Here is a 26975-nt window from a genome sequence, read left to right as displayed (position 1 = left end):
CGAGTACGGCGAACTGTTCAAAACCCCGCAGGTGGCGGCATACGCGGGCCGCCGCCCGTTCGTCTGGTTCGACGACCAGGTGTGGGCGGAGGACGAGGAGTACCTCAGGGTGTATCAGGGTCTGGACGATTTCCTCCTCGTCCACGTGGATCCCATGCACGGACTGACCAGCCGCCATCTGGGCATGGCACATGAATGGCTCACCCTTACAGGGTTTTCTCAGGGTTCCTGACGGGAGTCCTACGGCCTGGCTGGCCGTTTTCCAGGTAGGTCGTCATACACGGAGGAATCAATCATGTACCGCTCACGAGAACACAGGATCATCGCGGGTGTCTGCGGGGGCATCGCCGACAAGCTGGGCTGGTCGCCGACTCTGGTCCGGGTGCTCTGGCTGCTCCTGTCCCTCATCCCGGGGCCGCTGTGGGTCGTCTACGTCGTCATGTGGGTGCTCGTTCCTGAGGCGCCCAAGGGTTACCGCGCGGCGTAGCGCCGGCCTTCGGCGAGGGGTGCGCTGCGCGCCGCAGAAGCCGGCGCCTCCGGCGCACCCCCGCGCCGCACCGACGAGGTCCTGCTGTGGATCGGCACGCAGGAACACCGATGAGTTTCGATGCTCGCCATGGTCTTCATCACGAGCATCGAGAAGGAGCGACCAGATGACGACCGAGCCCAAGAGCCGCACCCTAGAGGTCCCCGGCGCCGTTCTTCACTACGACGTACGGGAGTCCGGCGCGAGCACCGATCCGATCCTGCTGATGATCGGATCGCCGATGGACGCCAGCGGGTTCACCAGCCTGGCCCGGCACTTCCCGGATCGCACGGTGGTGACCTATGACCCGCGAGGGATCGGGCGGAGCGAGCGGACCGACGGCGCCGTAGAGTCGACGCCCGAGCAGCACGGCGACGACCTGCACCGGCTCATCACCGCGCTCGGCGGCGGGCCGGTGGACGTCTTCGGCAGCAGCGGCGGCGCCGTCAATGGGCTGGCGCTGGTGGCCCGGCATCCGGAGCAGGTCCGCACGCTCGTGGCGCACGAGCCCCCGGCCGCCCAGGAACTGCCGGACCGGGAGCGGGCGCTGGCCGCGGTGGTGGACATCCGTCAGACGTACGAGCGGGACGGGTTCGGACCGGCGATGGCGAAGTTCATCGCGATCACCAGCCTGCGCGGCGAGATTCCGGCTGATTTCGCCGATCAGCCCGTTCCGAGCCCGGCCGACTTCGGGATGCCGACGGAAGACGACGGTTCCCGGGACGACGCGCTGTTCGGGCAGAACATCATGACCTGTACGCACCACCACCACGACTTCGAGGCGCTCCGCGCGGCGCCGACGCGCATCGTCGTCGGCGTCGGCGCCGAGTCGGAGGGTGAAATGGCCCACCGCGCCGGCGTGGCGGTCGCCGAACGCCTCGGGACGAAGCCGGTGACCTTTCCCAGTAACCACGGCGGTTTTCTCGGCGGCGAGTTCGGCATGACGGGCGACCCGGACGCCTTCGCCGTCACGCTGCGCCAGGTCCTCGCCGAGTAAAGGCGCGAGCACACGTCCCCACCGTGCGGGCGGCCCGACGATCGGGCCGGCCGCCTGTAGAGCCATGTGCGTGCGCCGGTCTCCGGGAGGCGTCTTATCCTCGAAGCATGAGGGCAAGGCCGCTGACACTCATTCAGGACGATCTCGTCGACTACGACACGGCGATGGAGCGCATGACCGACCTGGTCGGGCAGCGCCAGCGGGACGAGCGGCCGGACACGCTCTGGCTGCTCAGCCATCCGTCCGTCTACACCGTGGGCCGCCGCACGCCGATCACCCACCTGCCCGACCCCACGCGCGGCATCCCGGTGGTCGAGACGGGCCGCGGCGGGCAGCTCACCTACCACGGTCCTGGGCAGCTCGTCGGCTATCTGATCGTCAAGCTGCACGAGGACGAGGGCATCGTCGACTACGTGCGCGAGGTGGAGCTGCGGCTGGTGGAGGCGCTGGGCAAGCTCGGCTTGCCGGCCGAGCGGCGTGACACGCCGCCGGGGTCCGAGCTGCTCACCGGCGTCTGGACCGCGGAGACCGGCCGGAAGATCATCTCCATCGGCATGCGCCAGAGCCGGGGTGTCACCAGCCACGGGTTCGCGCTCAACGTGGACGGCGATCTGACGCCGTGGAACTGGGCGGTCGCCTGCGGGATGCCGGACGTGGACATGACCTCGCTCCAGCGCGAGCTGGGCTCGGCCACCATGGACGAGGTCCGAGCGGCCGTGTCCGCCGCCTTCGAGGCGGCCTGAGAGCAGGGGTCAGCTGCGCGGAAACACCTGTACGTCGGCGTTGTGCGCGTTTCCGGCCGGCTTGCCGTCGCACGTGAAGAGGGGCGCTTCCAACGCCTCCGCCAGCGCGAGGTAGTCGACTCGCGATTGCTCGGCCGCGGCCGTGGTCAGCTTGCCGCCCAGCGCGAGCCCCCCGCAGGGTCGACTGCACGTCCACATCGAGCAGATGCGGGGCATGGACGCTCGCCTGAAGGGCGTCGAGAAGCTTTGTTGGTGCTTCGCGGCCGACCAGGGCCTCGACCATGGCCGATGAGGCGATGACGATCATCGCCTGCCCTCTGCGACGGCCTCGAGAATGTCGGCGGTCGACGGCCCCTGCGAGCGGTCTTGCCTCTTCAGCCGCTTGACCATCTCGGAATTGGTCGGACGCGCGGCGATGTCAGCCAGCTCTCTGGCCACGTAGGCCGAAAGGGACATGCCTGCTTCGGCGGCGTGCTCTTTCAACGACTCCGCGACCGGCTCAGGGACGTCGCGAATATAGAGGGTTGCCATACCTGTGATGCAAGCAGATGGGTACGGCTCGCGGGAGCCGTACCCACTGGCAAGGCGTCAGTCAGCGGGGACCTCGTCGACGGTACGGCGGGGGCCCGTGAACCAGTGCTTGGCCGACAGCGTCCACCACAGGGCGATGCCGATCAGCACCACCCCCACCGCGATCGGCGCGTAGTTGACCGACGTCCACGCGAAGTCCGGGCTGCCCGGTACGCCGGCCGGCGAGAACGGCATGATGAAGTAGATCGAGACGATCACGATCTCGACGCAGGCGATCCAGCACAGAACCCGATATTTCTTGCCGAGGGTCCACGGGCCGGGCTGGAACTTGTCGCCCATGCGCAACCGCAGCCAGATCGGGATCAGGAACGCCAGGTAGAGCCCGATGACCGCGATCGACACGACGGCGTAGAAGGCGACCGGCGTGGTGAATCCGGGAGGGGCGTACAGGGCGGGCAGCGTGATCAGGGCGGCCACCACGCAGCCGGCGATGATCGCGTTGACGGGGGTGCGGTTGCGGTCCACCTTGGACCACAGCCGCCAGCCGGGCACCGCGCCGTCGCGGGAGAACGCGTACGTCATCCGCGACATCGAGGTCACGCAGCTCATGCCGCAGAAGAACTGCCCGATGGTGGAGATCGCGAAGATCGCGGTGGCCAGCGGGGACGAGAGCGCCGTCTCGAAGATGGCGCCGACGAAGCCGAACTGTTTGTTGATCTCGTCCACGTTCGTGGCGGCGAACAGGAACGCCAGCAGCAGGATCCAGCCGCCGATGGCCGAGTAGAAGATCGACTGCCACAGGCCGCGGGCCGCGGACGTGGCCGCGCCATGCGTCTCCTCCGACACGTGGGCGCAGGCGTCGAAGCCGGTGATCGTGTACTGGGTGAGCAGGAAGCCGAGCGGCAGCACGTACAGCCAGAAGGTGAGCCCGTTGGAGCCGTCGCCGAAGCCGGAGGCGTTGTTCGTGCCGAAGAAGACGAAGTCGGCCGACTGGTGCTGATTGGGCGCGAAGATCAGGATGGCAACGATGATCACGGCGCCCGCCACGTGCCACCAGACCGAGACGTTCTGCAGCACCGAGATCAGCCTGTGGCTGAAGATGTTGATCAGGGCGTGCAGCGCGAGGACGATCACGAAGAGCACGAACGCCCGGGTGAGCGTGGCCTCGCCTCCGAACAACCGGCTGATGGTGATGTTGAGGAACGTCGCGCAGCCGTAGTCGACCGACGCGGTGACGGCGATCAGGCCGATCAGGTTGAGCCAGCCGGTGAACCAGCCGTGGATCGGCTTGCCCATCTTGGCGGCCCACCAGTAGATGCCGCCTGCCGTCGGGTATGCCGACACCAGCTCCGACATGCAGAAGCCGATGATCAGGATGAACACGGAGATCAGCGGCCAGCCCCACGAGATGGCGATGGGGCCGCCGTTGTTCCAGGCCTGTCCGAACGTGGTGAAGCAGCCGGCGAGAATCGAGATGATGGAGAAGGAGATGGCGAAGTTAGAGAATCCGCTCCAGGTCCGGGCCAGCTCCTGCTTGTAGCCGAGCTCGGCGAGTCGCCTGGAATCCTCGTCAATGGTCATGAGGTCTCCCTGGGGGGCGCGGAGGACGCACCATTTGGACTACATCTAGACCATTTCGATTCAGGGGACAAGGCGTTACAGGCGAGTTTCGCTGCCGTCAGGGCAAGAAGAAGCCCGCGACCTGGAAGGCCGCGGGCGATGGATCAGGCGCCGAACGCGTCGGCCGCGGCCTGGCAGAAGGCCTTGAGGTCGTCCGGCTTGCGGCTCGTGACCAGTGTGTTCGGGCCGGCCGTGCACACCATGACCTCCTGGTCCACCCAGGTCGCGCCGGCGTTGCGCAGGTCGGTCTGGAGGCTGGGCCAGGACGTGAGCGTACGTCCACGCACCACGTCGGCCTCGATCAGAGTCCAGGGCGCGTGGCAGATGGCCGCCACCGGCCTGCCCATGTCGAAGAAGGCATGGGCGAACCGCACGGCCTGCGGCACCGTACGCAGGTAGTCGGGGTTCGCGACACCCCCAGGAAGGACGAGGCCGTCGAACGCGGCCGGGTCGGCGCCGTCCACCGTGTCATCCACGGCGAACGTGTCCGCCTTGTCCAGGTGGTTGAACGCCTGGACCTGGCCGGAGTCGGTGGAGACCAGCCTGGGTGTCCCACCGGCCTGCTTGACCGCCTTCCACGGTTCGGTGAGCTCCACCTGCTCGACTCCCTCGGGGGCGACCAGGAATGCGATGGTCTTGCCGTTCAGCATGTGAACTCCCTCCCACGTGTTTCCCCTCACCTATCCGGCGGGGTGGGAAGTATGCGGCTGCTTCCGCCGCCGGAGCCAGAACGTGTGGGCGGCCCATGCGGCTCCCGCACCGACGGCGTACCAGAACAGGTCGGGCGGGTTGAAGGTGCTGCCCAGCACGGGGCGAAGGACGGCGGGGATCTCCGCGAGCTGGGCGAACTCGATCACCCAGCTCAACGCCGTGGCCGCCGGCGCGGCCGCCCACGGGCGGATCCCCGGCCGGATCAGCACGGCGAGAGTGTAGATGAGCACGGTGTAGAGCGCGTCGCCCGCGTATTTTGGCACCGGGCCGTCCCACAACAGTCGCACCCCCAGTCCGGCCGCGATCGTCAGGGCGGCGGCGAGGACGACGGGCAGGCGGGACACGCAGCTCACGGTAGTCCCACAAGGGCTGAAAATTTACACCGCCAAAGGAAACGAAGATGAAACAATTTTCCGCCACGCGTTGACACGCGGTCTTCGTATGGTGTGCCTTTCTCTACACAGGAACCCCGCGCCTGAAGGTGAGGCACTTATGAGTAAATGGTTCGCGCGCCTGGCCGCGCTGGGCGTGGCGCTATTAGTAGCAGGTCAAGGGGCCACGGCAGCCCTTGCCCAGGACCCGGCAGCGGGGAAGAAGACCGTTCGCGTCGGCGCGACCCAGGCCATGGATTCGATGAATCCGTTCCTGGCCGTCCGCCTGGTCTCGACGTCGATTCACCGCTGGATGTACGGCTATCTCACGGTGCCGGACTCCAAGACGCTCCAGCCCAGCCCTGACCTGGCCGAGTCATGGACCACGTCCGAGGACGGGCTCACGTGGACGTTCAAGATCCGCGCCGCCAAGTGGTCCGACGGCAAGCCGGTCACGGCCGACGATGCCGCCTGGACGTTCAACAAGATGATGACGGACGAGGCCGCCAAGACCGCGAACGGCCCGGCGGTGGAGAACTTCGAGAGCGTCACGGCCAGCGGCCAGGACCTGACGATCAAGCTCAAGGCCCCTCAGGCGTCCATGCTGGACAACCCGGTCCCGATCATGCCGAAGCATGCCTGGGAGTCGGTCACCGACATGGCCAACTACGACGCAGAGAAGTACCCGACCGTGAGCAGCGGCCCGTACTTCGCGGTCGAGCACAAGAAGGACCAGTACGTCAAGCTGCAGGCCAACCCCAACTACTGGCGCGGCAAGCCCAAGATCGACGAGCTGCAGGTCATCTTCTACGACAACCCGCAGGCCGCGATCGCCGGCCTGAAGAACGGTGACATCGACCTGATCGGCCGCCTGTCGCCGCCCGAGTTCCAGGCCATCCAGAACGACCCGAACATCGAGGCGTGGAACACCCAAGGCCGGCGCGCGGCCTACCTGCAGATCAACCACGGCGCCACCACGACCGACGACAAGCCCGTCGGCGACGGCCACCCGGCGCTGAAGGACGTCAAGGTCCGCCAGGCGCTGCACCACGCCATCGACAAGCAGAAGCTGGTCGACGAGGTCCAGAACGGCCTGGCCAAGCCGGCTGACGGCTCGATCGTGCCGCCCATGTACACGGACTTCTTCTGGGAGGCCAGCGGCGACACCAAGGTCGGCTACGACCCCGCCAAAGCCAACCAGATCCTCGACGACGCCGGCTACAAGAAGGGCGCCGACGGCGTCCGCACGATGCCCGACGGCGACCGCAAGCTGGAGTTCCGCTTCAGCATCCACACCGACACCCCGATCGAGGACAAGCTCGCCGAATACCTGACCGGCTTCTTCAAGGAGATCGGCATCACGCTGACCACCAAGAAGCTGGACTCCAGCAAGTTCAGCGAGGAGACCGGCGTCACCGGCCTCTTCGACATCGCGATCAGCGGCTGGTCGGTCAACCCCGACCCCGAAGAGGTCTTCGCCACGCACCTGTGCAGCCGCAGGCCGGCCCCGGGCGGCGAGGGCGGCGGCACCGAGTCGTTCTTCTGCGACGAGACCTTCGAGAAGCTCTACCAGGAGCAGCTGAAGGAGCTCGACCGGCCCAAGCGTGCCGAGATCCTCAAGCAGATGCAGGAGCGGCTCTACACGCAGGCGCCGATCATCGCCATCTACTACCCGAACGACCTTGAGGGTTACCGCAAGGACCGCATCACCAGCATCACCCCGATCCCCGAGGACAAGGGTCTGCTGTACGGCGGCAGCGGCTACTGGCCGTTCTACACCGTGGACGTCAAGGCCACGGCGACGGGCGGCGGCGCGACCGGCGGCGGCTCGAACACCGGCCTGATCGTCGGTATCGTCGGTGGCGTGGTGGTCGTGGGCCTGGGGGCCTTCCTTCTGACCAGGCGGCGCAAGAGCACCGCCGACGAACGCGAATGACGACTCCTCTCGAAGCAGCAGAGCCCGCCGTCGCCCAGGCGGCGGGCCCTGGTGACGACCGCTCCACTGGCCGCGGCACGCTGCAGTACGCGTTGTCGAAGGCCGGTGGGGCGTTGTTCAGCATCGCCATGGTGATCGTCGGCACGTTCTTCCTGTTCCGGCTGCTGCCCGGCGATCCAGTACGCAACCTGGCGCAGGGCCGCAACATGACCCCGGCCCAGCTCGACCTCGAACGACGGCGGCTGGGCCTGGACAAGCCGCTCATCGACCAGTTCTTCGACTTCGTGGGCGACACGCTCAGGCTCGACCTGGGCACGTCGTACGAGTACAAGCGGCCGGTGCTCGACCTGATCGGCGAGCGGCTCGGCCCGACGTTGCTGCTGGCCGGGACGGGCCTGGTCATCGCGGTCAGCCTCGGCATCTGGCAGGGGGCGCGGGCCGGGTGGCGGCACGGCAGCAGGTTCGACCGGTTCTCCACCGGTGCGTCGCTGGTGTTGTGGTCCGTGCCGACGTTCTGGCTCGGACTGCTCCTGATGATGGTGTTCGGCGTCGGCATCGGGCCGATCCCGGGCCTGTTCCCGTTCCGGGGCATCGAGAGCGTGGACGCGCCCGACGGGTTCGCCTACCTCCTGGACGTGGCGTCCCACATGGTCCTGCCGTGCCTGACGCTGGTGGCCGTGGTCTACGCGCAGTACCTCCTCGTCATGCGTTCGTCGCTGCTGGAGGAGGTCAGCCAGGACTACGTCACCGTGGCGCGCGCCAAGGGCCTGACGGACGACGACGTACGCCGTCGGCACGCGATGCCCAACGCCCTGCTGCCGACGGTGACGCTGGTGTTCATGCGCGTCGGCTTCGTGGTCGGCGGTGCGGTCACCGTGGAGACGATCTACACCTGGCCCGGTCTGGGCCAGCTGTTCTACGAGGCGGTCAGGGTGCCTGACTTCACGCTCATGCAGGGCACGTTCATGCTGATCACCGTGGCCGTGATCCTCATGAACACGTTGGCCGACGTGGTCTACCACGTGCTCGACCCGCGGGTGAGGGCAGCATGACCAGTGTCGCCGCGACCCGCAGACGGCTCGCGCTCAGCCGCTTCTGGGCCGATTTCCGTAAGCACCGGGCCGGCATGATCGGCCTGGGGATCCTTGTCGTCGCCGTGGTGCTCGCGCTGGTCGCGCCACTGTTCATCAGCGAAGACGTGACCAGCGTCGTCAGGGGCACCGGCGAGAAGTGGGCGCCACCGAGCCTGAGCGAGCCGTTCGGCACCGATGAGTCCGGCCGCTCCATCCTGCTGATGGTCTGGTGGGGCTCGCGCACCTCGCTGCTGATCGGCTTCCTGGCCGCACTGCTCAGCATCGTGATCGGGCTCGTCGTCGGCGTCGCGGCCGGCCACTTCCGCGGCTGGCTCGGCGGCGCGCTCATGCGCGTCACCGACTGGTTCCTGGTGCTGCCGTCGCTGGTCACCGCGCTGGTGCTGGCAGCCATCCTGGGTGGCAGCACGTTCACGATCATCATGGCGATCGGGATCACGACGTGGCCCTCGACCGCCCGGTTGATCCGAGCGCAGACGCTCTCCGTCGAGGCCAGGCCCTACATCGAGCGCTCGAAGGCGCTCGGCGCCGGGCACTGGCACATCACCACCCGGCACGTGCTGCCGAACGTGGCCCCGCTGCTGCTGGCCAGCACGACGCTAGAGGTGGCCAGCGCCATCGTCACCGAGTCCACGCTGGCCTTCCTCGGCGCCAGCGCCAACAAGACCTCCTGGGGGACGATGCTGCGCGGCTCGTACGACTACGGCGCGGCCACCCAGGGCGCGTGGTGGTACATCCTCATCCCCGGTCTGGCCATCCTCGCCGTCGTCATGGCGTTCACCCTGGTCGGCCGGGCCCTGGAGGCCGTGCTGAACCCGAGGCTCAGGAGGGCCGCATGACTCTTCTCGAGCTCGACGACCTGTCGGTGACCTACCGCATCGCCTCGGGCGAGGTGCCCGCGGTGCGAGGTGTGTCGCTGACGCTGGACTCCGGAGCGGCACTCGGAGTCGCCGGCGAGTCGGGATCCGGCAAGTCGACGCTGGCCATGGCGCTGCTCCGGCTCCTGCCACGGGACGCGCGCGTCGGCGGCCGGATCCTGCTCGACGGTGAGGACGTCCTCGCCATGAAGTGGGGCCGCATGCGAGCGGTGCGCTGGGCGGAGGCCTCGATCGTGTTCCAGGGCGCCCAGCACGGGCTCAACCCGGTGCGCAGGATCGGTGACCAGATCGCCGAGCCGCTGCTCGTACACGGCCTGGCCAAGCCGGACGCGGCCCGCAGGCGCGTGACCGAGCTGCTCGAACAGGTCGGCCTGCCGGACTGGCGGGCACGCAGCTTCCCGCACGAGCTGTCGGGCGGGCAACGGCAACGCGTGATGATCGCGATGGCGCTGGCCTGCTCGCCCCGGCTGATCATCGCCGACGAGCCCACCACCGCGCTCGACGTGATGGTCCAGGCCCAGGTCCTCACGCTGATCAAAGACCTGGTGGCCGAGCACGACATCTCGCTGATCATGATCTCGCACGACCTGTCGGTGCTCGCCGACGTGTGCGACCAGCTCGCGGTCATGTACGCCGGCCGCGTCGTCGAACACGGCCCGTCACGCGAGGTCTTCCACGACGCCAAGCACCCGTACAGCAAGGCCCTGGCGGCGGCGTTCCCGACAGTGGGCGACCCGGCGTCGCGACTGGCGCCCCAAGGGCTCGGCGGCGACCCGCCCGACCCGATGGAGCTGCCGACCGGCTGCTCGTTCCACCCGCGCTGCCCGGTCGCGCTGGACGGGTGCGCGACCATGGACGTGGAGCTGTGGCCGGCGGGCCCCGGCCGTAACGCGGCTTGTGTGCACGTACAGGAGGCGTCATGACGGAGACGCAGGCGGCCACGGAGGCCGTCTCGACGGTGCGGCCGACCCTGCTGGAGGCCCGTGACCTGCACGTGGAGTTCGCCTCGCGCGGCCGCCGCGCCCGCGCCGTGGACGGCGTCAACCTGGCCGTCGGCGAGGGCGAGATCGTGGCGCTGGTGGGCGAGTCCGGCTGCGGCAAGACCACGCTGGCCCGCACCCTGCTCGGCCTCGAACGCCCCACCTCCGGCGAGGTCCGCTACGGCGGCGCCGCGCTGGACTACTCCTCCAAGGCGCTCAAGGCCTACCGCAGGCAGGTGCAGCTCGTCCTGCAGGACCCGACGGGCTCGCTCAACCCCCGCCACACGGTGTACGAGGCCCTCGCCGAGGGCCCGCGCATCCACGGGCTGCCGGACGAGCGTGAGGTCGTGGCCACGGCCCTGTCCAGGGCGGGGCTGCGGCCGCCTGACCGGTTCTTCCTGCGGTACCCGCACGAGCTGTCCGGCGGGCAGCGGCAGCGTGTGGTGATCGCGGGCGCGCTGGCGTTGAACCCGAAGGTGCTGGTCGCCGACGAGCCGGTGGCCTCGCTCGACGCCTCCGTCCGCGGCGAGATCCTGGCCCTGCTGCTCAAGCTGCGCGAGGAGCTCGGGCTGTCGGCGCTGGTCGTCACCCACGACCTGGGGCTGGCGTGGAACATCGCGGACCGGGTGGCCGTGATGTACCTGGGCAGGATCGTCGAGTCCGGCCCCGTGGAGCAGGTGCTGACCGCGCCGCGGCACCCGTACACGCAGGCGTTGATGTCGGTGTTGCCGGAGTCGCCCGAGCGGGTGGTGCTGACCGGCGAGCCGCCGGACCCGACGCGGATCCCCGGCGGCTGCCGCTTCCACGCCCGCTGCCAGGTGCTCGCCTCCGGGCGGGCGGCCGAGGCGGGAGTGGACGGCAAATGCCGTTCCGAGCTGCTGGACATCCTGCCCGCGGTGCCCGAGACGCAGGCGGCCTGCCACTACGCCGCTCGTTAAGCCAGGTCGGCGTCGTGGACCAGGATGGCCGCCTGGACCCGGTTGGCCAGGCCCAGCTTGGCCAGCACCCGGCTGACGTGCGCCTTGACCGTGGCCTCCGTCAGATGCAGCTCGCGGCCGATCTCGGCGTTGGACAGGCCGCGGGCCAGCGCCCTGATCACGTCCTCCTCGCGGCCGGTGAGCGCGGCCAGCTGCGTGCGGGCCGCTTCGGCGCGGGAGGGCGTGCGGTCGGCGTACGAGGCGATCAGGCGTTTGGTGACCGAGGGGGAGAGCATGGCCTGGCCGCCGGCCACCGTGTGGACGGCGCCGGCCAGCTCCCTCGGCGGCGTGTCCTTGAGCAGGAACCCGACCGCGCCCAGGCGGAGCGCCTCGTGCACGTACTCGTCCAGGTCGAACGTCGTCAGCATGATCAATTTGGGTGCGTCCGGCCTGGACAGCAGGCGGGCGGCGGCGGTCAGACCGTCCATGCCCGGCATGCGTACGTCCATCAGCACGACCTCGGGCCGTAGCCGCGCCACGGCCGAGATCGCCTCGGCGCCGTCGCGGGCCTCGCCGACGACCGCGATGTCGCCGGCCGCCTCCAGGATCAGCCGCAGCCCCGACCGTACGAGCTCCTCGTCGTCGACCACGAGCACCCTGATCATGCCGGGATCCTGGCGCTCACCAGGAAGCCGCCCTCTTCCTGCGCGTTGGTACGCAACGTGCCGCCGAGCAGCTCCACCCGCTCGCGCAGCCCCACCAGGCCCCAGCCCGAGTCCGGCAGCTCCGGGCGGGGCGACCCCGGGGCCTGGTTGCGCACCTCCACCTCCAGCTCCTCCGGTCCGTAGCGGATCCGCACGTCCGTGCGGGCGGCCCCCGCGTGCTTGTGCACGTTGGTGAGCGCCTCCTGCACCACCCGGTACGCGGTCCGCTCCACGGTCGGCTCCACCGGTCGCACGTGGCCCTCGTCGCGTCTGGTCACCGCGATGCCCAGGGCGCGGGACTGGTCGAGCAGCCGGTCGAGGTCGGCGAGTGTGGGCGGCGGCTGGTCGTCGGTCTTGGACGAGCGCAGCACGCCGAGCACGTCACGCAGGTGGGTGAGGGCCTCCCGGCCGATCCCGCCGATCATGGCGGCGGTCCTGGCCGTCTCCTCGTCGGCCGCCCGCACTTCCAGCGCCCCGGCGTGCAGCACGATCAGCGAGACCCGGTGGGCGACGACGTCGTGCATCTCCCTGGCGATCCTGGCCCGCTCCTGCGCTCTGGCCTGCTCTGCCCGCATGACCTGCTCGCGTTCGGCCCGTCGCTGGACCTCGTGCCGGGCGCGTACCCAGAGGCCGAGCGCGAACGGCAGCCCGATCACGGCCAGCGCCATGAACAGCGCGTTGCCCAGCGCGCCGGACGGGAGCTCCTGCCATGCGCCGACCAGCGCGGAGATTCCGCACACGACCAGGCAGCCGCCGAGGTAGCCGGCGATGTCGCGCCGCCCGCTCAGCGAGCGGCCCGCGTAGTAGGAGGCGAGCAGCAGCGGCGGCCACATCATCAGCCACGCGTACGTGACGGCCCCCACGACGGACAGCGGCCACCAGGACCGCCGCACCCACCCTGTCGCCAGCCCCGCCGTCGCGGCGACCGTCACCAGCACGGGGAGGGGCAGGCTCGACGGCACCCCGGCCTGGCCGTGCAGCACCGGGAGAGAGATCGCGAACATGCCCACGCCGAGCAGAACGAACCGCATGGTCACAGCGTATGGGTCCGGTCGGGAGGGGCTTTACGACGAAAGTCGTAAGAGCCGATCGACGATCGGGGCGGACGGCCGGGCGCCTCCCGCCGCCATCGTGGAACCCGTGATCGCCATGTCCTTGATCCTTCTTGCCTCGCAGACAACCCCGGCGACCGATCTCGCCCTGCCGGAGCCGACCGGCCCCAAGCCCGTCGGCACGACCAGCCTGCACCTGATCGACTCCAGCCGCCCCGACCCCTGGAACCTCGAGGCGGACCAGCGGGAGCTCATGGTCACGCTGTGGTACCCGGCACGAAAGGCCGCCGGGGAGCAGGCGCCTTACCTGACCCCCCTCCTTCCCCCGCGCCACCCTCACCTCGCTGGGCGAGGACCTGGCCAGCAGGGGATACCTGGTCGCGGCCGTGGAGCACACCTACGAGTCGGTCGGCACCACCTTCCCCGACGGCCGGACCACCACCTGCCTGGCCTGCGTGAGGGGCCAGGACTACGCCAAGGTGGCCGCGGGCCGCGTCGCCGATGTGCGGTTCGTGCTGGACGAGCTGGCCAAGGGCCGCTGGGGCGAAGTGATCGACCGGTCGCGGATCGCCATGGTCGGCCACTGGATGGGCGGGCGCGCCGCCGCCCAGGCCATGCTCACCGACGCCCGCATCAAGGCCGGTGTCAACCTGGACGGCACCTTCACGGTGGACAAGCCACTCGACCGGCCCTTCATGCTGATCGGAGCCCCGAAGTCGCACACGCCCGACGGGACGGACGGCTCGTGGAAGAAGGCTTGGCCTCACCTGACGGATCCGAAGCGCTGGATCACGATCGCGCGGACCGAGCATTCCTCGTTCGTCGACCACGCCGTGCTCGGGCCCCAGCTCGGGATTCCCACCCAGGAGCTCGACGGCGAGCGGGCGCTCCGGATCACCCGGACCCATCTCGCCGCCTTCCTCGACCGGCACCTACGCGGTAGGAACACGCCGGTCGAGGCCTATCCCGAGGTCACCGATCACACGCGGAACGCGTCGGCGTTCTCCGCGGCCCACTGAGCGAAGCTCCGCGCGTCCCGGCCGGTGACCTCGCGCACGGTCGGGACCACGGTGTAGCCGACCTCCGGGGTGTCGCCGAGCGCGTTGACGAGGAACTCGATCGTCTCCTCGCCCATGCCGTCGCCGCGCCACTTGGCCCGCGCCTCGTCCACGGTCAGCTCCACGAACTCCACGTCCCTGCCGATCGCCGCGCCCAGGATCGCGACCTTCTCCCTGAGCTTGATCGCCTCAGGGCCGGTCAGCGTGAGCGTCCTGCCGCCGTGTCCCCCCTCGATCAGCACCGTCGCGGCCACGGCGGCGATGTCGCGCTCGTGCACCAGCGCGCTCAGCCGGTCGCCGAACGGCTCCTTGATGACGCCTTCCATCTTGATCGTGTGCGCCCACCAGCGCAGGGTGTTGGACATGAACTCGACGGGCTCCAGCAGCGTCCACTCGATGTCCGTGGCGGCCAGCGCCTGCTCCAGTTCGCCGTCCGCGCGCCCGCCGAGCACCGTGACCCGCCGCACGCCTGCCTCGGCGGCCATCTGCACCAGACCGGCGCCGTCCGGCAGGGGCGTGTAGTCGTCGCCCGCGAAGTTGATGAGGTGCGCGGCTTCGACGCCGTCGAAGACGCCGGCCAGCGTGTCGAGCCTGGCCAGGTCGCCGGCCACCACCTGTACATGGGCCTCACTCCGTGAGACGGGCTCGGTCGCCATATGCCGCGCCTCGACACCCTCGGGCAAGCCTGCCTTGGCGGGGTTCCTGGTCAGGGCCCGCACCTGCTGCCCGGCCGCGAGGAGCTCCTCGACGACGAGACGGCCGACGGTCCCGGTGGCTCCGGTGACGAGGAAAGTCATGATGAAACCCCTTTGTGTGTGGAACGGAACGTTCTGCTCTTACTCTAGCAGAACGGAACGCTTCATTCCACATAGTTCTTGAGCGAGATGGCGTTCGCGGCCCGGTGGATCGGCCCGGCGATCCGCTCGACCATGCGGTCGCGTCCCGGCAGGTGCGGGAGCAGCTTGATCATCGTGATCTGGATCCAGAGGGCCAGGCGTGACGGGATCACCATGCCCTTGAGATTGGCCTCGGCGAGCGCCTGATTGGCCGTGACGAAGTCACGCAGCTCCCGCTCGTAGCCGTCCGCGCCGCCGCCGTCGGCCAGCTCGCCGGCCAGCACGTACGCCCCCACGATCGCCAGGCTCGTGCCCTGCCCCGAGGCCGGCGAGGCACAGTACGCCGCGTCGCCCACGAGCATGACCCGCCCCTTCGACCAGCGGTCCATGTGGATCTGCCGACCGAGTCGAAGGAGAAGTCCTTGGCGTCCCGTACGCCGTCGAGCAGCCGGGGAACCTCCCAGAGCTGACCGGGTTCCTGTCCCAGTGGCTGCTCGATCCCGACAGCGCGCTGCAGGGCCGCGAGGTCGTCGCGGCCCTGCGCATGATCGCCTCCTAGAAGGCGCTTATGGTGGCCGGCGCACGCTCGGCGCGGCTCAGCGTGCGGATGACCGCCGTCGCCCCGTGCCGGTGCACGGCCAGCCGCGCCAGCAGCTCGACCGCGGGATCGATGACCGAATCCGGCAGGGCGGGGGTCTCGATCCCCACGCTGGCGGCCAGGTCGTCGGAGTGCACGACCAGCTCCACCAGCCTGGTGAGCAGGAAGTCGTCCAGCGTGAGCGACCAGTCGGTCCACGGCAGGTGCACCACCCGATCGACGGGTTCGGCGGGCAGCGCGGCCGTCAGCAGGTCGAGCAGCGCCTGCGTGCGCTCCACCAACGCGGCCGGCCCGTCGGCGGCGGACGCCTCCCCGCCCCGCCGGACGAACACGTTGCTCTCGTGGTCGAGGCCCGCCTGCACCCACGGCGACCTCGAAAAGTGCTCGATGAGCCCGATCGGCTCCTGAGCGGCTCCGTTGTCGGCCGCCAGCGCGTCGCGGACCCTGACGATCTGGTGGGCCAGGTGCCCGGCCAGGCCGCCGACGCTGAACTCCGTGAGCGCGCTGGGCTTGTCCCACGCCGCCGTCACGGCGGGGTCGCGCAGGAGTGACACCGCCGACGTCGCGGCCACCAGATAGGACTGCCTGCTCTCCCCCATATGTCGCCCTTCTCCTGGTTTAGGTGGTAACTCGCGCCAACACTATCCCTCCAACAATGAGGGAGAGCGCCGCCATCCTGCCCACTGAGACGGGGTCGTCGTTGAGCACGATGCCCAGGGTGATGGCGCCGACGGCGCCGATGCCGGTGAAGACCGCGTACGCGGTGCCGACCGGCAACGTGTTCATGGCCTGCGACAGCAGCCAGACGGCGGCGGCCATGAGGGTCAGGCAGACCAGCGTGGGCACGGGCCGGGTGAAGTTGTGCGTGGGCTTGATGCTCTGTGACCACGCGACCTCGACCAGCCCGGCCAGCAAGAGGATCAGCCAGCTCATCGGGCCGCCTCCTTCAGCGCCGCCGCCAGTGACGCCTCGTGCCGGTCGCGCAGGTGCGCCAGCGCCGGGTCCAGGCGGGTGTTGACCAGCTCCGCGTGGATGAACGTCACGTCCTCGACCCGGAAATGGCCCTTGAAGAAGTCGCGCAGGTAACGCTCGTGGTGGTCGTACGGCTCGCGGGGCGTGCCGGGGCCGTACGTGCCGCCCCGCGCGCCGGTCACCACGAACGAGCGGCCTTCGAGCGACATCTTGGGGAACGTGATCTGGTCGAGCCAGGCCTTCAGCGACGAGGGGATCGAGTAGTTGTACATCGGCGTGCCGATCAGGATCACCTCGGCCGCCACCACCTCGGCGAGCAGCGGCTCCACGACGGCCCACGCCTGGCGCTGGGCGGGGGTGCGGACCGCCTCCTCGTAACGCGAAACATCCGTGATCTCGTGCTCCAGGATGTGGTCGCACAACTCCGTCCAGGCTTCGCCGATGTGCGGCACGGGTCGTGCGGCCAGGTCGCGGTAGACGTACCCGGCCTGTGGATGGGAGGCCCGCCAGGCCTCGGCGTACACGCTGGACAACCTTCGCGAGAACGACGCCGCGCGGCGTGCGCTGGCGTCCAGATGCAGCAACATGATCTCTCCCATAAGTGGACATGCTGTCCGCTTCAATATAACCGGACGAAGTGTCCACATACAATTGCCGTCATGGAGAGAGCCGACGCCGCGCGTAACCGTGCCCGGATCCTCGAAGCGGCCGCCCAGCTCTTCGCGGAGAAGCCGCCGCAGGACGTGACGATGGACGACATCGCCAGGAAGGCGGGGGTGGGCCGGGGCACGCTCTACCGCCGCTACCCGGACCGGGCGTCGATCGCCGTCGCGCTGCTCGACGAGCACGAACGGGAGCTGCAGGAACGGCTGCTGCGCGGTGAGCCGCCGCTGGGCCCCGGCGCGCCGCCGGCCGAGCGGCTGGCCGCCTTCTACGCCGCCATGGTGCGCCTGCTGGAGGACCACGCGCACCTGGTGCTCGGCTCGGAGGTGGGCCGCTCGCGCTTCGAGACCGGCGCCTACGGCTTCTGGCGGGCGCACGTGCGAGCGCTGCTGGTCGCCGCAGGCACGCCCCGCCCGGACGCGCTGGTCGACGTCCTGCTCGCGCCCCTCGCCCCCGAGGTGTACGGCTATCAGCGCTCGGTGCTCGGCCTGACCCCCGCCCAGATCGCCGAGGCGCTGACCAGGCTCACGACGATCCTAGAACCCTCGTGATCGTGGACCTGATGAACGCGCGGGCCAGCTTCGCCCGCCTGAACCGGCTCAGCAGCGGCGCCGTCGTGCCGTACCTGCGGGCCCGAACGTCGGCCACCACGACCGCGGGCGCGCCCAGCTCGTGCAGCACCTCCAGGGCCTCCCGCTTGCTGATCAGCCGCCCCTCCCGCAGCGTGACCACGGCCCTGGCGACGGTGACCATGCCCAGGTCCACCCAGACGTCGTGCAGCCAGCGCCGCCGTCCCCTCGTCCGGTCCAGCCAGAAGTCCCGCAGATCCGTCCGTACGAACTCGGCCAGCTCCGCGTCCGACACCGGCGGCAGCAGGCCCTCGGGCGGCGGCCCGTGCAGTTCCAGGGGTTTGGTGTGCAGTTCGCGTCGTGTGACGGCGGTGACCGGACGCCGGAAGATCCGCTCGTGCGCCCATGTCACGTGCTCGGCCGACAGGTCCACCAGGTCCTGCCGGGCCATGTAAGAGCAGTGCAGTTTGTCGGCGAGCGGCAGGTCGATGGCCCGGTGCAGGGCCTTGATCCGCCGCCATTGCTCCATCGTGATCGGCTCGCCGACGACGGCGACGAGGTCCAGGTCGCTGCGGCCCGGCTGGTAGTCGTCCGTCGCCAGTGACCCGTGCGCCCATAACGCCACGAGAGGAACGGCCGGCTCCACTGCTTCGAGAAAATGCCTTAGCAGGCGGTCGGTCGCTGCGTGCATGATGGCAACTATGATCGATATACGCCCGGCTGGAAAGGTCGCATTGATCACCGGCGTAGGGCGCACCGTTGGCATAGGCGCCGGAATCGCCCGCCAACTGGCGGCATCCGGCTGGGACATCGCCTTCACTTACTGGCACGCCTATGACGAACGCATGTCCTGGGGGCCCGAGCCCACGGCGACGGAGACGATCACCAAGGATCTCGCCGAGCGGGGTGCGGCGACCGCGGCCATCGAGGCGGATCTCGTCGACGTCGAGACCCCCGCACGCGTCTTCGACGAGGCGGAGCGACAGTTGGGCAACGTCACCGCCCTGGTGATGTGTCACTGCGAGTCGGTCGACTCCGGTCTGCTCGACACCAGCGTGGAGAGCTTTGATCGGCACTTCGCCGTGAACGCGCGCGCCACGTGGTTGCTGATCCGGGAATTCGGCAGGCGTTTCCGCGGCGCCAAGGGGACCGGCCGGATCATCGCCCTCACCAGCGACCACACGGTCGGCAATCTGCCGTACGGGGCGAGCAAGGGCGCGCTGGACCGCATCACCCTTGCGGCTGCCCATGAGCTCGCTCACCTCGGCATCAGCGCGAACGTCATCAATCCCGGCCCGGTGGACACCGGCTGGATGTCGGACGAGCTCCGCGAGGTCCTCGTCGAACGCACACCGCACGGCCGCCTCGGCACCCCGAAAGACACCGCGCACCTCGTCGATTTCCTCTGCTCCCCGCAGGGGGAGTGGATCAACGGCCAACTGCTGATGAGCAACGGCGGCTGGGCCTGAAACCATGCCCTGGCGAGACGGGTTGACCGCCCGGCTCGTCAGGGCGTGCTGAACAGGGCACTCACCGACTCGCCGTCGTGGATGCGGCGCATGGCCTCGGCCAGGGCGGGCGCGATCGACAAGACCGTGAGCTTGTCGCTGGGCTTGGGCGGCGGCACGGTGTTCGTGCAGACGACCTCCTCCACCTCGGGCAGCGCACCCAGCCGCTCCAACGCCCCGCTGGAGAACAACCCGTGCGTGCACGCCACGCGCACCGAGCGCACGCGGAGCTCGCGCAGCCGGTCGAGCAGCTCGATGACCGTGCTGCCCTTGGCGATCTCGTCGTCCAGGATGATCACGTCCTTGCCGGTCACCTCGCCGATGACCGAGCTGATCACCACGCGGTCATCGCTGAAACGTTGCTTGGCGCCCATCGCGACGCCGGTGCCGAGCAGCCGGGCGAAGTGGGCTGCCTCCTTGGCGTTGCCGAGGTCGGGGGAGACGACGACCGTGTTCGACAGGTCGTACTGGCGGAAGTACGCGGCCAGCTCGCGCAGCGCGTGCAGGTGATCGACCGGGACGCTGAAGAAGCCGTGGACCTGCGGCGAGTGCAGCGTCATCGCCAGCACCCGGTTGGCGCCCGCGGCCACCATCAGGTCGGCGACCAGCCGCGCGCCGATGGAGATCCGCGGCGCGTCCTTCTTGTCCGATCTGGCGTAGGCGTAGTGCGGCAGCACCACGGTGGTCCTGGCCGCCGACGCGCCCCGGGCCGCGTCCAGCATGAGCAGCAGCTCGACCAGGTGCTCCTGCACGGGAGGCACCAGCGGCTGGATGAGGAAGACGTCACGCTCACGGCAGTTGGCCTGCAACTGAACTTCCAGAGCGTCGTTCGCGAAGCGGTTGACCTGGACCGGGTGCAGGGGAGTGCCCAGGTGGGCACAGATCTCCTCGGCCAGTTCGGGATGGGCACTGCCGCTGAAAACCGTGATGTCTCGCACGATTCCCAGAGCATAGCCATGCGGTGCACAGGTTCACGAGAGCAGGTCGGACGTGAGCGCGTCGAGTCCTGGCAACACCCGCCAGGCCAATGCGAGCGCGTCCGGCGCGGGCGGGTAGCGCGGGTGCGGCACGGCGATCACCCGCATCCCGGCCGCGTACGCCGACCGCAGCCCGTTGCTCGAATCCTCGACCGCCACGCACCCGCGCGGATCCACGTCCATCCGCCGCGCCGCCTCCAGATAGCCGTCCGGCGCCGGCTTGCCCCGCGCGACCTCCTCGGTGGACACCGTGGCCGCGAAACACTCCTTCAGCCCGGCCGCGTCCAGCACCACGTCGATCAGCCGGCGCGGCGACGAGCTGGCCAGCCCCAGCGTGACGTGCCCGGACAGCCGCCGCACCGCCTCCACCGCGCCGGGCAGCAGCGGCACCTCGTCGCGATAACGCGCGGCCATCTGGTCCACCACGCCGCGCGCGATCTCGTCCGGTGCCATCCGCACCCCCAGCTCGTGCAGGTACGCGGCCCACTCGGCGGTGCTCATGCCCATGAGCCTGGACTGGGTGTCCGGCTGCCACGTCCCGCCGTGCTCGGCGACGAACGCCCGCCGCACCTCCTCCCACACCGGCTCGGAGTCGACCAGCACGCCGTCGAGGTCGAACACGCACGCTTCCATGGCATCTCCCGTGGGGGTAGACAGGTCCAACATCATCGCATGTCCTTATTGCCCGAGATTCATCCTCTTAGGGGCCTTTATTGAGCTATCCAGGCTGAATAACGGGCATGCGGCTAGGCATGGCAGACCTTCCATTTCACGACAGGGGCGACTTCGCGGCCGCGGACCGCGGTTTCATCGCCAAGCTCAGCCCCGGTGTGATCAAGACGGCGGACGGCCGGGTCATCTGGGACGGCGACTCCTACGACTTCCTGCAGGGGGAGTGCCCCGTGACGGCCCATCCCAGCCTGTGGCGGCAGGCCCAGCTGTGCGCCAGACAAGGTCTGTACGAGGTCGCCGACGGCCTCTACCAGGTACGCGGCCTGGACCTGTCCAACATGACGCTGGTCGAGGGCGACAACGGCGTCATCGTCATCGACCCGCTGATCTCCACCGAGTGCGCCGCCGCCGCGCTGAAGTTGTACCGGGCCCACCGCGGCGCCCGCCCCGTCACCGGAGTGATCTACACACACCCGCACGCCGACCATTTCGGCGGTGTCCGCGGCGTCACCCGCGGCGGCGTGCCCATCCTGGCCCCCGCCGGCTTCCTGGACCACGCGGTGGCGGAGAGCGTGTCCGCGGGCCCGGCACTGACCCGCCGCGCCGTCTACATGTACGGCCCCGCCCTGCCCCGCTCGCCGGAAGGCCAGATCGGCTGCGGTCTCGGCATGACCGTCTCGACGGGCACCCTGTCCCTCATCCCGCCCACGGTCGACATCACCCACACCGGACAGGAGGAGACGGTCGACGGCGTACGGATGGTCTTCCAGGTGGGTTCCGGCGCCGAGATGACGTTCCTCTTGCCCGACCGCCACGCGTTGTGCCTGGCCGAGAACGCCACCCACAACCAGCACAACCTCCTGTCCCTGCGCGGCGGCCCGTTCCGCGACGCCAGGGCCTGGGCGCGGTGCCTCAACGAGACGATCTCGCTGCTCGCCTGCCAGGCCGACGTCGCCTTCGCCTCCCACCACTGGCCGACGTGGGGCCGCGACGACATCGTCCATTTCCTCGCCCGGCACCGCGACATGTACGCCTACCTGCACGACCAGACCCTGCGCCTGCTCAACAAGGGCCTGACCGCCGCCGAGATCGCCGAGGCCGTGCACCTGCCGCCCGAGCTCGAGCGGTCCTGGCACACGCACGGCTACCACGGCTCGGCCGGCCACAACGTCAAGGCCATCTACCAGCGGTACCTGGGCTGGTTCGACGGCAATCCCGCGCACCTGTGGGAGCACCCGCCGCGAGAGAGCGCGATCCGGTACGTCGAGTGCCTCGGCGGCGGCGCGGCCGTGGTCGAATGCGCCCGGCGCTACCTGGCCGAGAACGACCTGCGCTTCGCCGCCCAGCTGCTCAACCACGCCGTCTTCGCCGACGAGGGCAACAAGGAGGCCCGCGACCTGCTCGCGGAGATCTACACCAGGCTCGGCCACGGCGCCGAGAACGCGACGTGGCGCAACTTCTACCTCATGGGCGCGCTGGAGCTGGCCGAAGGCATCGTGCCCGCCACCATGGACACCGTCCCGCCCGATCTGCTCGCCGCGCTGACCATGGAGCAGGTCTTCGACTCGCTCGCCATCCGCGTCGACGGCCCGCGGGCCTGGCACGAACGCCTGGCGATCGACTGGCACCTGACCGACCTGGGGGAGCGGCACCGTACGACGTTGTCCAACGGGGCGCTCATCCACCAGGCTGAGCCGCCCGACGAGGGCGCCGACCTGACGCTGCGGCTGACCAAGGCGCAGCTGCTCGGCCTGCTGTCGGGCAAGGGTGTGGAGGGCGTGGAACGGGAGGGCGACACGTCGGCGCTGCGGCGGCTGGTGGCGGTGCTGGACCGGCCGGTGCCCGACTTCGCCATCGTCACGGCTTGACTCACTCGGCTGACCCACTCGGGCTGACTCACTCGAGCTGACTCACTCTGGCGGTCGTTCGGCCTGCAGCGCCCGGCACGCCATGGCAAGCAGCGTGACCACGACGGCCGCCACCCCCGGCCCCAGCACCAGCGGCATCGTCAGCTCGCCCGCGTGCCAGGCCGCCACCAGGACCGCCGCCGACGTCAGCGCGCCCACACCGAACATCGCCGCCCACAGCGGCAGCGCGTGCAGGTACGAGAAGAGCAGCGGGAACGCCAGCCACACGAACGGCGGCGCCGCCACGGCCAGCACCACCCAGCCCGCGGTCACCAAACCGAGCCACACCCGCTTGCCCTCGATCGCGAACCCGGCGGCGTACAGCAGCCCGAGCAACACACCCCCGACGGCCACGGTCGCCCGCTCCTCGCGCAGGACGGCGAGCACCAGCAGCCCGAGGGCGGTGGCGTGCACCGTCCACCGCAGCAGTCGCAACGGAATGTCCATCATCAGTCACCAACGGTAACCGCATGATGGCGGCTCCCGCTATGGACGGCGGGGCCGCGTCACCGTGGTGATCAGGAAGTACAGCGCCCCGGCCAGCACGAGCGCGATGACCACGCCGATGTTCGCCGCCCCGAACGTGCTCTTCTTCAGCTCCTCGCTCATCAGGAAGCCCACGACGGCGGCGATGTTCTGGTCGGCGGACGTGATGAGCCCCAGCCCCACCGCCGACGCCACCACCAGCGACACCACGCCGGGCCAGTTGACGGCCGGCGCCCCGGCCCGCAGCAGCCGCTCGTCGTAGGCGCGGCCACCGGCCCGCAGCCGCCACATGTCCACCAGGAAGATCGCGGCCCAGGCCGCCATCACGACGCCGACGATCGCCAGGAACGCCTGGAACGTGGCGAGGAAGCTGCTGGAGACGAACAGCAGATAGTAGCCGCCCAGCACCATGAGCAGCCCGTCGATCAGGACCGCGTAGTGCCGCCTGATCGGCACCCCGAGCGCCAGCATCGACAACCCGGACGAGTAGATGTCCATGATCGCCCCGGCCAGGAAACCGCCGATGGCGGTCAGCAGGTACGGCAGCAGGAACCACGTCGGCAGCGCCCCCGCGAGCGCCCCCACCGGGTCGCCGCCCGCCGCCCCGGCCAGTTGCGGATCGCCGCCCGCCAGCAGCACCCCGAACACGAGCAGCACCATCGGCGGCAGCGCGCCCCCGAGCGTCGTCCACAACGCCACCGACCGCGGACGGGAGTTCGAGGGCAGGTAACGCGAATAGTCGGCGCCGCAGTTGACCCAACCCAGGCCCAGCAAGGTCATGGCGAAGATGATCCCGCCCACCCAGCCGCCGGGGCCGGCCGTGGTCTCCAGCGACACTCCGAGCCTGGGCGCCATGAGGATCATGTAGACGACGGTCAGCACGATGAACGCGTACGTCAGGTAGCGCTGGACCACCATGATCATGGCGTGGCCGTACACGCCGACCGCGATCACCACGACGGCCGCGACGGCGAAGCAGATCGCGGTGGCCGTCGTGCCGGGCACGCCGGGCGCCAGCCGCCCGAGGATGGCCGCGCCGCTCTGCGCCGCCAGCGTGACCAGCACGATCTCCCAGCCGACGTTCGAGATGTACGAGAACACGGTCGGCAGCTTGTTGCCCTGGTAGCCGAACGGCGCCCGCCCCAGCGTCATCGTCGGCACGCCCGACCGCGCGCCGCCGACCGCGACCAGGCCGACCAGCAGGAACGACAGCGCGTACCCGATGACGCCGGTGATGACGGCGGGGATGACGCCGAGGCCGAGCCCCACGACGTACACGCCGAACGCGACGCCGAACAGGGACAGGTTGGAGGCGGCCCAGGGCCAGAACAGGTCACTCGGGCGGCCGCGCCGCTCCGCCTCGGGAACCGCGTTGATGCCGTTCTGCTCGACGGTCATCGTGTCCATGATCGGACGGTACCCGCGTTGCGCGGAGATGCCCATCCCTGTGGTCGGGCAAAGAATTCATGGGCGGCAGGGGTGCGATATTTCGTAGCTTGCGGGGAATCATGGTCGGGCTGCGGTGGCCGTACCGAACTCCTGCTGTCGCCGCGCGGAGAGGTAGCCGTGATGAGGGCGTCCGGAATCGACACGCGCCGGCGGGCGCTGGGCGTGTGCCTGGTGGCGGCGTTCATGAGCGGCCTCGACGTGAGCATCGTGAACGTGGCGCTGCCGTCCATCAGGGAAGGGCTGGGGGCGACGGAGGACGGGCTGCAGTGGACGCTGTCCGGGTACGCTCTCACGTTCGGGCTGCTGCTGGTCCCGGCCGGGCGGCTGGGGGACGCCAGGAACCGGCGGGCGATCTTCTTGTTCGGGGTGGCGTTGTTCACGCTGTCCAGCGCGGCGTGCGGATTCGCCGGCACCATGTCCCTGCTGATCGTCGCCAGGCTCGTGCAGGGCATGGCGGCCGGCATGCTGAACCCGCAGGTCTCAGGACTGATCCAGCAGATGTTCCGCGGGTACGAGCGGGGGCGGGCGTTCGGCGCGCTGGGCGCCACCATCGGCGTGTCCACGGCCGCGGGGCCGCTGATCGGTGGCGCCCTGGTCAGCGCCTTCGGGCCCGAACACGGCTGGCGGTGGGTGTTCCTGGTGAACCTGCCGATCGGCGTCGCCCTCCTGCCCTTGGCCCACCGCGTCCTGCCGGCGCCGCGGAAGCCGGCGCCCTCGGTTGCCCCTGAGGCGGCATCTCCAGACGTGCGGGGGCCGGCATCTCCAGACGTGCGGGGGCCGGCGTCCTCAGACGTGCGGGGCCGGCGCGAGAGCATGGATCCGGTCGGCGTGCTCCTGCTCGGCGTCGGAGTCGCGGGCCTGCTGCTGCCGTTCATCCAGCGGCACCAATGGGAGGGCGGGACCAAGTGGCTGCTCATCCCCGCCGCGCTCACCGTGCTGGTCGGGTTCGTGGCCTGGGAGCTGGTCTATCCCCGCGAGCCGCTGGTGAACCTGTCCCTGTTCGGCAAACGTTCCTACAGCCTGGGCTCGGCCATCGCGCTGTTCTACTTCGCCGGCTTCACCGGCATCTTCTTCACCTTCACGCTCTACCTCCAGAGCGGCCTCAACTACAGCCCGCTGATGGCAGGGTTGTCGATCACCCCGTTCGCCCTCGGCTCGGCCTCGGCGTCCGTGGTCGGTGGGCGGCTCGTGTCGCGGGCCGGACGGCGGCTGGTCGCCGTCGGCCTGACCACGGTGATCATCGGGCTCTCCGCCACGATGGCCGCGACCGCGCTGGTGCCCGGCCACGGCGTCGGGCTCGCGACCGCGCTGCCACTGCTGGTCGCGGGCGTGGGCAGCGGCCTGGTGATCTCGCCCAACCAGGCGATCACCCTGTCCGAGGTGCCGCCCGAGGGCGGCGGCAGCGCGGCCGGGGTGCTGCAGACGGGGCAGCGGCTCGGGTCGGCCATCGGGATCGCGGCAGCGGGCTCGACGTTCTTCGGCTCACTGAACGAGGGCTGGCCGACCGCCTTCCGTCACGGTCTGCTGGTCGTGCTGCTCTTCATCGCCATCGCCCTCGCCGCCGCCGTCTACGACCTCATCCGCACCTACCGCTCCCCTCCCCGGCAGCCGCCTTGACGGCCGGGAAGTGCGCCACCCTCGACCGGCGAGACTTCTCGGTGGCCTCAGCCGGCGAGGAGTCTCGCCTCGACCTCCGGATCGATGCCGTTCTGCGGCCGGTCCGGCCGTAGAGGAGCTTGGCCGCCGATGCTCTGCAACCACGCCCACGTGTCGCCAACCGTCTCCGCCACGGGCCGGAACCGCAGCCCCGCCGCCACGGCCTTGGACACGTCACCTCCATGCATGTAGTCGTAGTCCTCGCCCACCAGCCAGATCGGCAGCTCGATCCACGGCGTCACCCCCGCCGCCAGGATCCGCTCCGCCTCGACCCACCGCAGCTCGGCTTCGGCCCCGGTCACCTTCACGCAGGTCTCGAGCAGCTCCCGCATCGTCACGAATCCCGGAGGGCTCACCACGTTGAACGCCCCGCCGATTCCGCGCTCGGCCGCCTTCAGACACCACACGGCCAGGTCACGGGCGTCGACGTACTGCAGTCCGAGGTCAGCGGGCCCGGGGGCGAGCACCGGCCCGCCACGCGCGATCCTGGTCAGCCACCACGGCAGCCGCCCGATATTCTCGTAAGGCCCGAGGATCAACCCCGCCCTGGCCAGCAGCGCCCGATCC

Annotated in this window: 31 protein-coding genes and 1 pseudogene; 14 read left to right on the top strand and 18 right to left on the bottom strand. The window is 69.8% G+C overall.

Annotated elements, in window-relative coordinates; all coding sequences use genetic code 11:
* From ETD86_RS55665 to lipB, 4 genes and pseudogenes are all read left to right on the top strand, one after another.
* A pseudogene (locus ETD86_RS55665) lies at positions 1-232 on the top strand (hypothetical protein); the annotation flags it as partial.
* A 63-nt stretch (positions 233-295) separates the two neighbouring features.
* Positions 296-487 (top strand): PspC domain-containing protein, encoded by a 192-nt coding sequence (locus tag ETD86_RS34560; protein ID WP_138670849.1) that lies wholly within the window; start codon positions 296-298, stop codon positions 485-487.
* A gap of 166 nt (positions 488-653) precedes the next feature.
* Complete coding sequence (locus ETD86_RS34555) at positions 654-1523, top strand: alpha/beta fold hydrolase (protein WP_138670848.1); 870 nt, start codon at positions 654-656, stop codon at positions 1521-1523.
* 107 nt (positions 1524-1630) lie between these two features.
* Positions 1631-2266: a lipoyl(octanoyl) transferase LipB gene (lipB, locus tag ETD86_RS34550; protein ID WP_138670847.1), complete on the top strand. Its 636-nt coding sequence runs from the start codon at positions 1631-1633 to the stop codon at positions 2264-2266.
* A gap of 9 nt (positions 2267-2275) precedes the next feature.
* Here the strand turns inward: lipB and ETD86_RS57385 are convergent, their stop codons facing one another.
* From ETD86_RS57385 to ETD86_RS34525, 5 genes are all read right to left on the bottom strand, one after another.
* Positions 2276-2464, bottom strand: a complete 189-nt coding sequence (locus tag ETD86_RS57385; RefSeq protein ID WP_211370501.1) for a PIN domain-containing protein — start codon at positions 2462-2464, stop codon at positions 2276-2278.
* A gap of 105 nt (positions 2465-2569) precedes the next feature.
* Positions 2570-2797, bottom strand: a complete 228-nt coding sequence (locus ETD86_RS34540; RefSeq protein WP_138670846.1) for a FitA-like ribbon-helix-helix domain-containing protein — start codon at positions 2795-2797, stop codon at positions 2570-2572.
* 57 nt (positions 2798-2854) lie between these two features.
* Complete coding sequence (locus tag ETD86_RS34535; protein ID WP_138670845.1) at positions 2855-4378, bottom strand: amino acid permease; 1524 nt, start codon at positions 4376-4378, stop codon at positions 2855-2857.
* A gap of 143 nt (positions 4379-4521) precedes the next feature.
* Entirely contained in the window at positions 4522-5067 is a 546-nt protein-coding gene (locus ETD86_RS34530) for a type 1 glutamine amidotransferase domain-containing protein (protein ID WP_138670844.1), read from the bottom strand.
* A 30-nt stretch (positions 5068-5097) separates the two neighbouring features.
* A complete protein-coding gene (locus ETD86_RS34525) occupies positions 5098-5472 on the bottom strand; it encodes a ribosomal maturation YjgA family protein (protein WP_211370500.1) in 375 nt (124 codons plus the stop codon).
* A 148-nt stretch (positions 5473-5620) separates the two neighbouring features.
* Between ETD86_RS34525 and ETD86_RS34520 the strand changes: the two genes are divergently transcribed.
* The 5 genes from ETD86_RS34520 to ETD86_RS34500 are packed head-to-tail and all read left to right on the top strand — an operon-like array spanning position 5621 to position 11322.
* Positions 5621-7435, top strand: a complete 1815-nt coding sequence (locus tag ETD86_RS34520; RefSeq protein WP_138670842.1) for an ABC transporter substrate-binding protein — start codon at positions 5621-5623, stop codon at positions 7433-7435.
* Complete coding sequence (locus tag ETD86_RS34515) at positions 7432-8487, top strand: ABC transporter permease (RefSeq protein ID WP_211370499.1); 1056 nt, start codon at positions 7432-7434, stop codon at positions 8485-8487. Before ETD86_RS34520 ends, ETD86_RS34515 begins: the two co-directional genes overlap by 4 nt.
* Positions 8484-9365: an ABC transporter permease gene (locus tag ETD86_RS34510; protein WP_138670841.1), complete on the top strand. Its 882-nt coding sequence runs from the start codon at positions 8484-8486 to the stop codon at positions 9363-9365. Before ETD86_RS34515 ends, ETD86_RS34510 begins: the two co-directional genes overlap by 4 nt.
* Positions 9362-10327, top strand: coding sequence for an ABC transporter ATP-binding protein (locus ETD86_RS34505; RefSeq protein WP_138670840.1), 966 nt, complete (start codon positions 9362-9364; stop codon positions 10325-10327). The genes ETD86_RS34510 and ETD86_RS34505 overlap by 4 nt, the downstream gene beginning before the upstream one ends.
* On the top strand, positions 10324-11322 hold the full coding sequence (locus ETD86_RS34500) for an ABC transporter ATP-binding protein (protein WP_138670839.1): 999 nt from the start codon (positions 10324-10326) through the stop codon (positions 11320-11322). The genes ETD86_RS34505 and ETD86_RS34500 overlap by 4 nt, the downstream gene beginning before the upstream one ends.
* Here ETD86_RS34500 and ETD86_RS34495 read toward each other — a convergent pair.
* Positions 11319-11966 (bottom strand): response regulator, encoded by a 648-nt coding sequence (locus ETD86_RS34495; RefSeq protein ID WP_138670838.1) that lies wholly within the window; start codon positions 11964-11966, stop codon positions 11319-11321. The genes ETD86_RS34500 and ETD86_RS34495 overlap by 4 nt on opposite strands.
* Positions 11963-13036: a sensor histidine kinase gene (locus ETD86_RS34490; RefSeq protein WP_138670837.1), complete on the bottom strand. Its 1074-nt coding sequence runs from the start codon at positions 13034-13036 to the stop codon at positions 11963-11965. Before ETD86_RS34490 ends, ETD86_RS34495 begins: the two co-directional genes overlap by 4 nt.
* 407 nt (positions 13037-13443) lie before the next feature.
* Here ETD86_RS34490 and ETD86_RS34485 point away from each other — a divergent pair, with 407 nt between their 5' ends.
* Positions 13444-14076, top strand: coding sequence for an alpha/beta hydrolase (locus ETD86_RS34485; protein WP_211370498.1), 633 nt, complete (start codon positions 13444-13446; stop codon positions 14074-14076).
* Here the strand turns inward: ETD86_RS34485 and ETD86_RS34480 are convergent.
* The 5 genes from ETD86_RS34480 to ETD86_RS34460 all read right to left on the bottom strand — a co-directional run bounded on the left by ETD86_RS34480 (position 14037) and on the right by ETD86_RS34460 (position 17108).
* Positions 14037-14912, bottom strand: a complete 876-nt coding sequence (locus ETD86_RS34480) for an NmrA family NAD(P)-binding protein (RefSeq protein WP_138670836.1) — start codon at positions 14910-14912, stop codon at positions 14037-14039. The two genes, ETD86_RS34485 and ETD86_RS34480, sit on opposite strands and share 40 nt — an antisense overlap.
* Positions 14913-14974: 62 nt before the next feature.
* Entirely contained in the window at positions 14975-15340 is a 366-nt protein-coding gene (locus tag ETD86_RS34475; protein WP_246148647.1) for an FAD-dependent monooxygenase, read from the bottom strand.
* 166 nt (positions 15341-15506) lie between these two features.
* Positions 15507-16148, bottom strand: coding sequence for a maleylpyruvate isomerase N-terminal domain-containing protein (locus tag ETD86_RS34470; RefSeq protein ID WP_138670835.1), 642 nt, complete (start codon positions 16146-16148; stop codon positions 15507-15509).
* Positions 16149-16167: 19 nt separating this feature from the next.
* Positions 16168-16482 carry a DMT family transporter gene (locus ETD86_RS34465; protein WP_138670834.1) on the bottom strand — a complete coding sequence of 105 codons (315 nt, stop codon included), beginning with the start codon at positions 16480-16482 and terminating at the stop codon, positions 16168-16170.
* Entirely contained in the window at positions 16479-17108 is a 630-nt protein-coding gene (locus ETD86_RS34460; protein WP_138670833.1) for an FMN-dependent NADH-azoreductase, read from the bottom strand. The genes ETD86_RS34465 and ETD86_RS34460 overlap by 4 nt, the downstream gene beginning before the upstream one ends.
* Positions 17109-17180: 72 nt before the next feature.
* Here ETD86_RS34460 and ETD86_RS34455 point away from each other — a divergent pair, with 72 nt between their 5' ends.
* Positions 17181-17735, top strand: a complete 555-nt coding sequence (locus tag ETD86_RS34455) for a TetR/AcrR family transcriptional regulator (protein ID WP_138670832.1) — start codon at positions 17181-17183, stop codon at positions 17733-17735.
* On the opposite strand, the gene ETD86_RS34450 is transcribed toward ETD86_RS34455, so the two are convergent.
* Positions 17710-18444 carry a nucleotidyltransferase domain-containing protein gene (locus ETD86_RS34450; RefSeq protein WP_138670831.1) on the bottom strand — a complete coding sequence of 245 codons (735 nt, stop codon included), beginning with the start codon at positions 18442-18444 and terminating at the stop codon, positions 17710-17712. The two genes, ETD86_RS34455 and ETD86_RS34450, sit on opposite strands and share 26 nt — an antisense overlap.
* Positions 18445-18454: 10 nt before the next feature.
* Here ETD86_RS34450 and ETD86_RS34445 point away from each other — a divergent pair, with 10 nt between their 5' ends.
* Entirely contained in the window at positions 18455-19222 is a 768-nt protein-coding gene (locus tag ETD86_RS34445) for an SDR family oxidoreductase (protein ID WP_246148645.1), read from the top strand.
* A gap of 38 nt (positions 19223-19260) precedes the next feature.
* Here ETD86_RS34445 and ETD86_RS34440 read toward each other — a convergent pair whose 3' ends face one another.
* Complete coding sequence (locus ETD86_RS34440) at positions 19261-20199, bottom strand: ribose-phosphate diphosphokinase (RefSeq protein WP_138670829.1); 939 nt, start codon at positions 20197-20199, stop codon at positions 19261-19263.
* A 33-nt stretch (positions 20200-20232) separates the two neighbouring features.
* Positions 20233-20871 carry an HAD family hydrolase gene (locus ETD86_RS34435; RefSeq protein WP_138670828.1) on the bottom strand — a complete coding sequence of 213 codons (639 nt, stop codon included), beginning with the start codon at positions 20869-20871 and terminating at the stop codon, positions 20233-20235.
* A 119-nt stretch (positions 20872-20990) separates the two neighbouring features.
* Between ETD86_RS34435 and ETD86_RS34430 the strand changes: the two genes are divergently transcribed.
* Positions 20991-22778 (top strand): alkyl/aryl-sulfatase, encoded by a 1788-nt coding sequence (locus tag ETD86_RS34430; RefSeq protein WP_138670827.1) that lies wholly within the window; start codon positions 20991-20993, stop codon positions 22776-22778.
* Between the two features lie 42 nt (positions 22779-22820).
* Here the strand turns inward: ETD86_RS34430 and ETD86_RS34425 are convergent, their stop codons facing one another.
* Together ETD86_RS34425 and ETD86_RS34420 are read right to left on the bottom strand one after the other, a co-directional pair.
* Positions 22821-23267: a hypothetical protein gene (locus tag ETD86_RS34425; RefSeq protein WP_138670826.1), complete on the bottom strand. Its 447-nt coding sequence runs from the start codon at positions 23265-23267 to the stop codon at positions 22821-22823.
* Positions 23268-23303: 36 nt separating this feature from the next.
* Complete coding sequence (locus tag ETD86_RS34420; protein ID WP_138670825.1) at positions 23304-24710, bottom strand: purine-cytosine permease family protein; 1407 nt, start codon at positions 24708-24710, stop codon at positions 23304-23306.
* 162 nt (positions 24711-24872) lie between these two features.
* On the opposite strand from ETD86_RS34420, the gene ETD86_RS34415 reads away from it, so the two are divergent.
* Positions 24873-26369 (top strand): MFS transporter, encoded by a 1497-nt coding sequence (locus ETD86_RS34415; protein WP_138670824.1) that lies wholly within the window; start codon positions 24873-24875, stop codon positions 26367-26369.
* Between the two features lie 47 nt (positions 26370-26416).
* Here the strand turns inward: ETD86_RS34415 and ETD86_RS34410 are convergent.
* On the bottom strand, positions 26417-26975 hold a 559-nt coding region (locus ETD86_RS34410; protein WP_484213965.1), incomplete at its 5' end, for a Rossmann-fold NAD(P)-binding domain-containing protein.

It is taken from the genome of Nonomuraea turkmeniaca, assembly GCF_005889735.1.
In the GTDB taxonomy this organism is placed as follows: domain Bacteria; phylum Actinomycetota; class Actinomycetes; order Streptosporangiales; family Streptosporangiaceae; genus Nonomuraea; species Nonomuraea turkmeniaca.
Note: the sequence above shows the minus strand (reverse complement) of the source record. Positions and strands in the feature narration are given on the sequence as shown.

Coding starts and splice junctions, on each gene's coding strand:
- ETD86_RS34560 (WP_138670849.1), top strand. CDS start 296: ATGTACCGCTCACGAGAACACAGGATCATCGCGGGTGTCTGCGGGGGC.
- ETD86_RS34555 (WP_138670848.1), top strand. CDS start 654: ATGACGACCGAGCCCAAGAGCCGCACCCTAGAGGTCCCCGGCGCCGTT.
- lipB (WP_138670847.1), top strand. CDS start 1,631: ATGAGGGCAAGGCCGCTGACACTCATTCAGGACGATCTCGTCGACTAC.
- ETD86_RS57385 (WP_211370501.1), bottom strand. CDS start 2,464: ATGTGGACGTGCAGTCGACCCTGCGGGGGGCTCGCGCTGGGCGGCAAG.
- ETD86_RS34540 (WP_138670846.1), bottom strand. CDS start 2,797: ATGGCAACCCTCTATATTCGCGACGTCCCTGAGCCGGTCGCGGAGTCG.
- ETD86_RS34535 (WP_138670845.1), bottom strand. CDS start 4,378: ATGACCATTGACGAGGATTCCAGGCGACTCGCCGAGCTCGGCTACAAG.
- ETD86_RS34530 (WP_138670844.1), bottom strand. CDS start 5,067: ATGCTGAACGGCAAGACCATCGCATTCCTGGTCGCCCCCGAGGGAGTC.
- ETD86_RS34520 (WP_138670842.1), top strand. CDS start 5,621: ATGAGTAAATGGTTCGCGCGCCTGGCCGCGCTGGGCGTGGCGCTATTA.
- ETD86_RS34515 (WP_211370499.1), top strand. CDS start 7,432: ATGACGACTCCTCTCGAAGCAGCAGAGCCCGCCGTCGCCCAGGCGGCG.
- ETD86_RS34510 (WP_138670841.1), top strand. CDS start 8,484: ATGACCAGTGTCGCCGCGACCCGCAGACGGCTCGCGCTCAGCCGCTTC.
- ETD86_RS34505 (WP_138670840.1), top strand. CDS start 9,362: ATGACTCTTCTCGAGCTCGACGACCTGTCGGTGACCTACCGCATCGCC.
- ETD86_RS34500 (WP_138670839.1), top strand. CDS start 10,324: ATGACGGAGACGCAGGCGGCCACGGAGGCCGTCTCGACGGTGCGGCCG.
- ETD86_RS34495 (WP_138670838.1), bottom strand. CDS start 11,966: ATGATCAGGGTGCTCGTGGTCGACGACGAGGAGCTCGTACGGTCGGGG.
- ETD86_RS34490 (WP_138670837.1), bottom strand. CDS start 13,036: ATGCGGTTCGTTCTGCTCGGCGTGGGCATGTTCGCGATCTCTCTCCCG.
- ETD86_RS34480 (WP_138670836.1), bottom strand. CDS start 14,912: ATGACTTTCCTCGTCACCGGAGCCACCGGGACCGTCGGCCGTCTCGTC.
- ETD86_RS34475 (WP_246148647.1), bottom strand. CDS start 15,340: ATGGACCGCTGGTCGAAGGGGCGGGTCATGCTCGTGGGCGACGCGGCG.
- ETD86_RS34470 (WP_138670835.1), bottom strand. CDS start 16,148: ATGGGGGAGAGCAGGCAGTCCTATCTGGTGGCCGCGACGTCGGCGGTG.
- ETD86_RS34465 (WP_138670834.1), bottom strand. CDS start 16,482: ATGAGCTGGCTGATCCTCTTGCTGGCCGGGCTGGTCGAGGTCGCGTGG.
- ETD86_RS34460 (WP_138670833.1), bottom strand. CDS start 17,108: ATGTTGCTGCATCTGGACGCCAGCGCACGCCGCGCGGCGTCGTTCTCG.
- ETD86_RS34455 (WP_138670832.1), top strand. CDS start 17,181: ATGGAGAGAGCCGACGCCGCGCGTAACCGTGCCCGGATCCTCGAAGCG.
- ETD86_RS34450 (WP_138670831.1), bottom strand. CDS start 18,444: ATGCACGCAGCGACCGACCGCCTGCTAAGGCATTTTCTCGAAGCAGTG.
- ETD86_RS34445 (WP_246148645.1), top strand. CDS start 18,455: ATGATCGATATACGCCCGGCTGGAAAGGTCGCATTGATCACCGGCGTA.
- ETD86_RS34435 (WP_138670828.1), bottom strand. CDS start 20,871: ATGGAAGCGTGCGTGTTCGACCTCGACGGCGTGCTGGTCGACTCCGAG.
- ETD86_RS34430 (WP_138670827.1), top strand. CDS start 20,991: ATGGCAGACCTTCCATTTCACGACAGGGGCGACTTCGCGGCCGCGGAC.
- ETD86_RS34425 (WP_138670826.1), bottom strand. CDS start 23,267: ATGATGGACATTCCGTTGCGACTGCTGCGGTGGACGGTGCACGCCACC.
- ETD86_RS34420 (WP_138670825.1), bottom strand. CDS start 24,710: ATGGACACGATGACCGTCGAGCAGAACGGCATCAACGCGGTTCCCGAG.
- ETD86_RS34415 (WP_138670824.1), top strand. CDS start 24,873: ATGAGGGCGTCCGGAATCGACACGCGCCGGCGGGCGCTGGGCGTGTGC.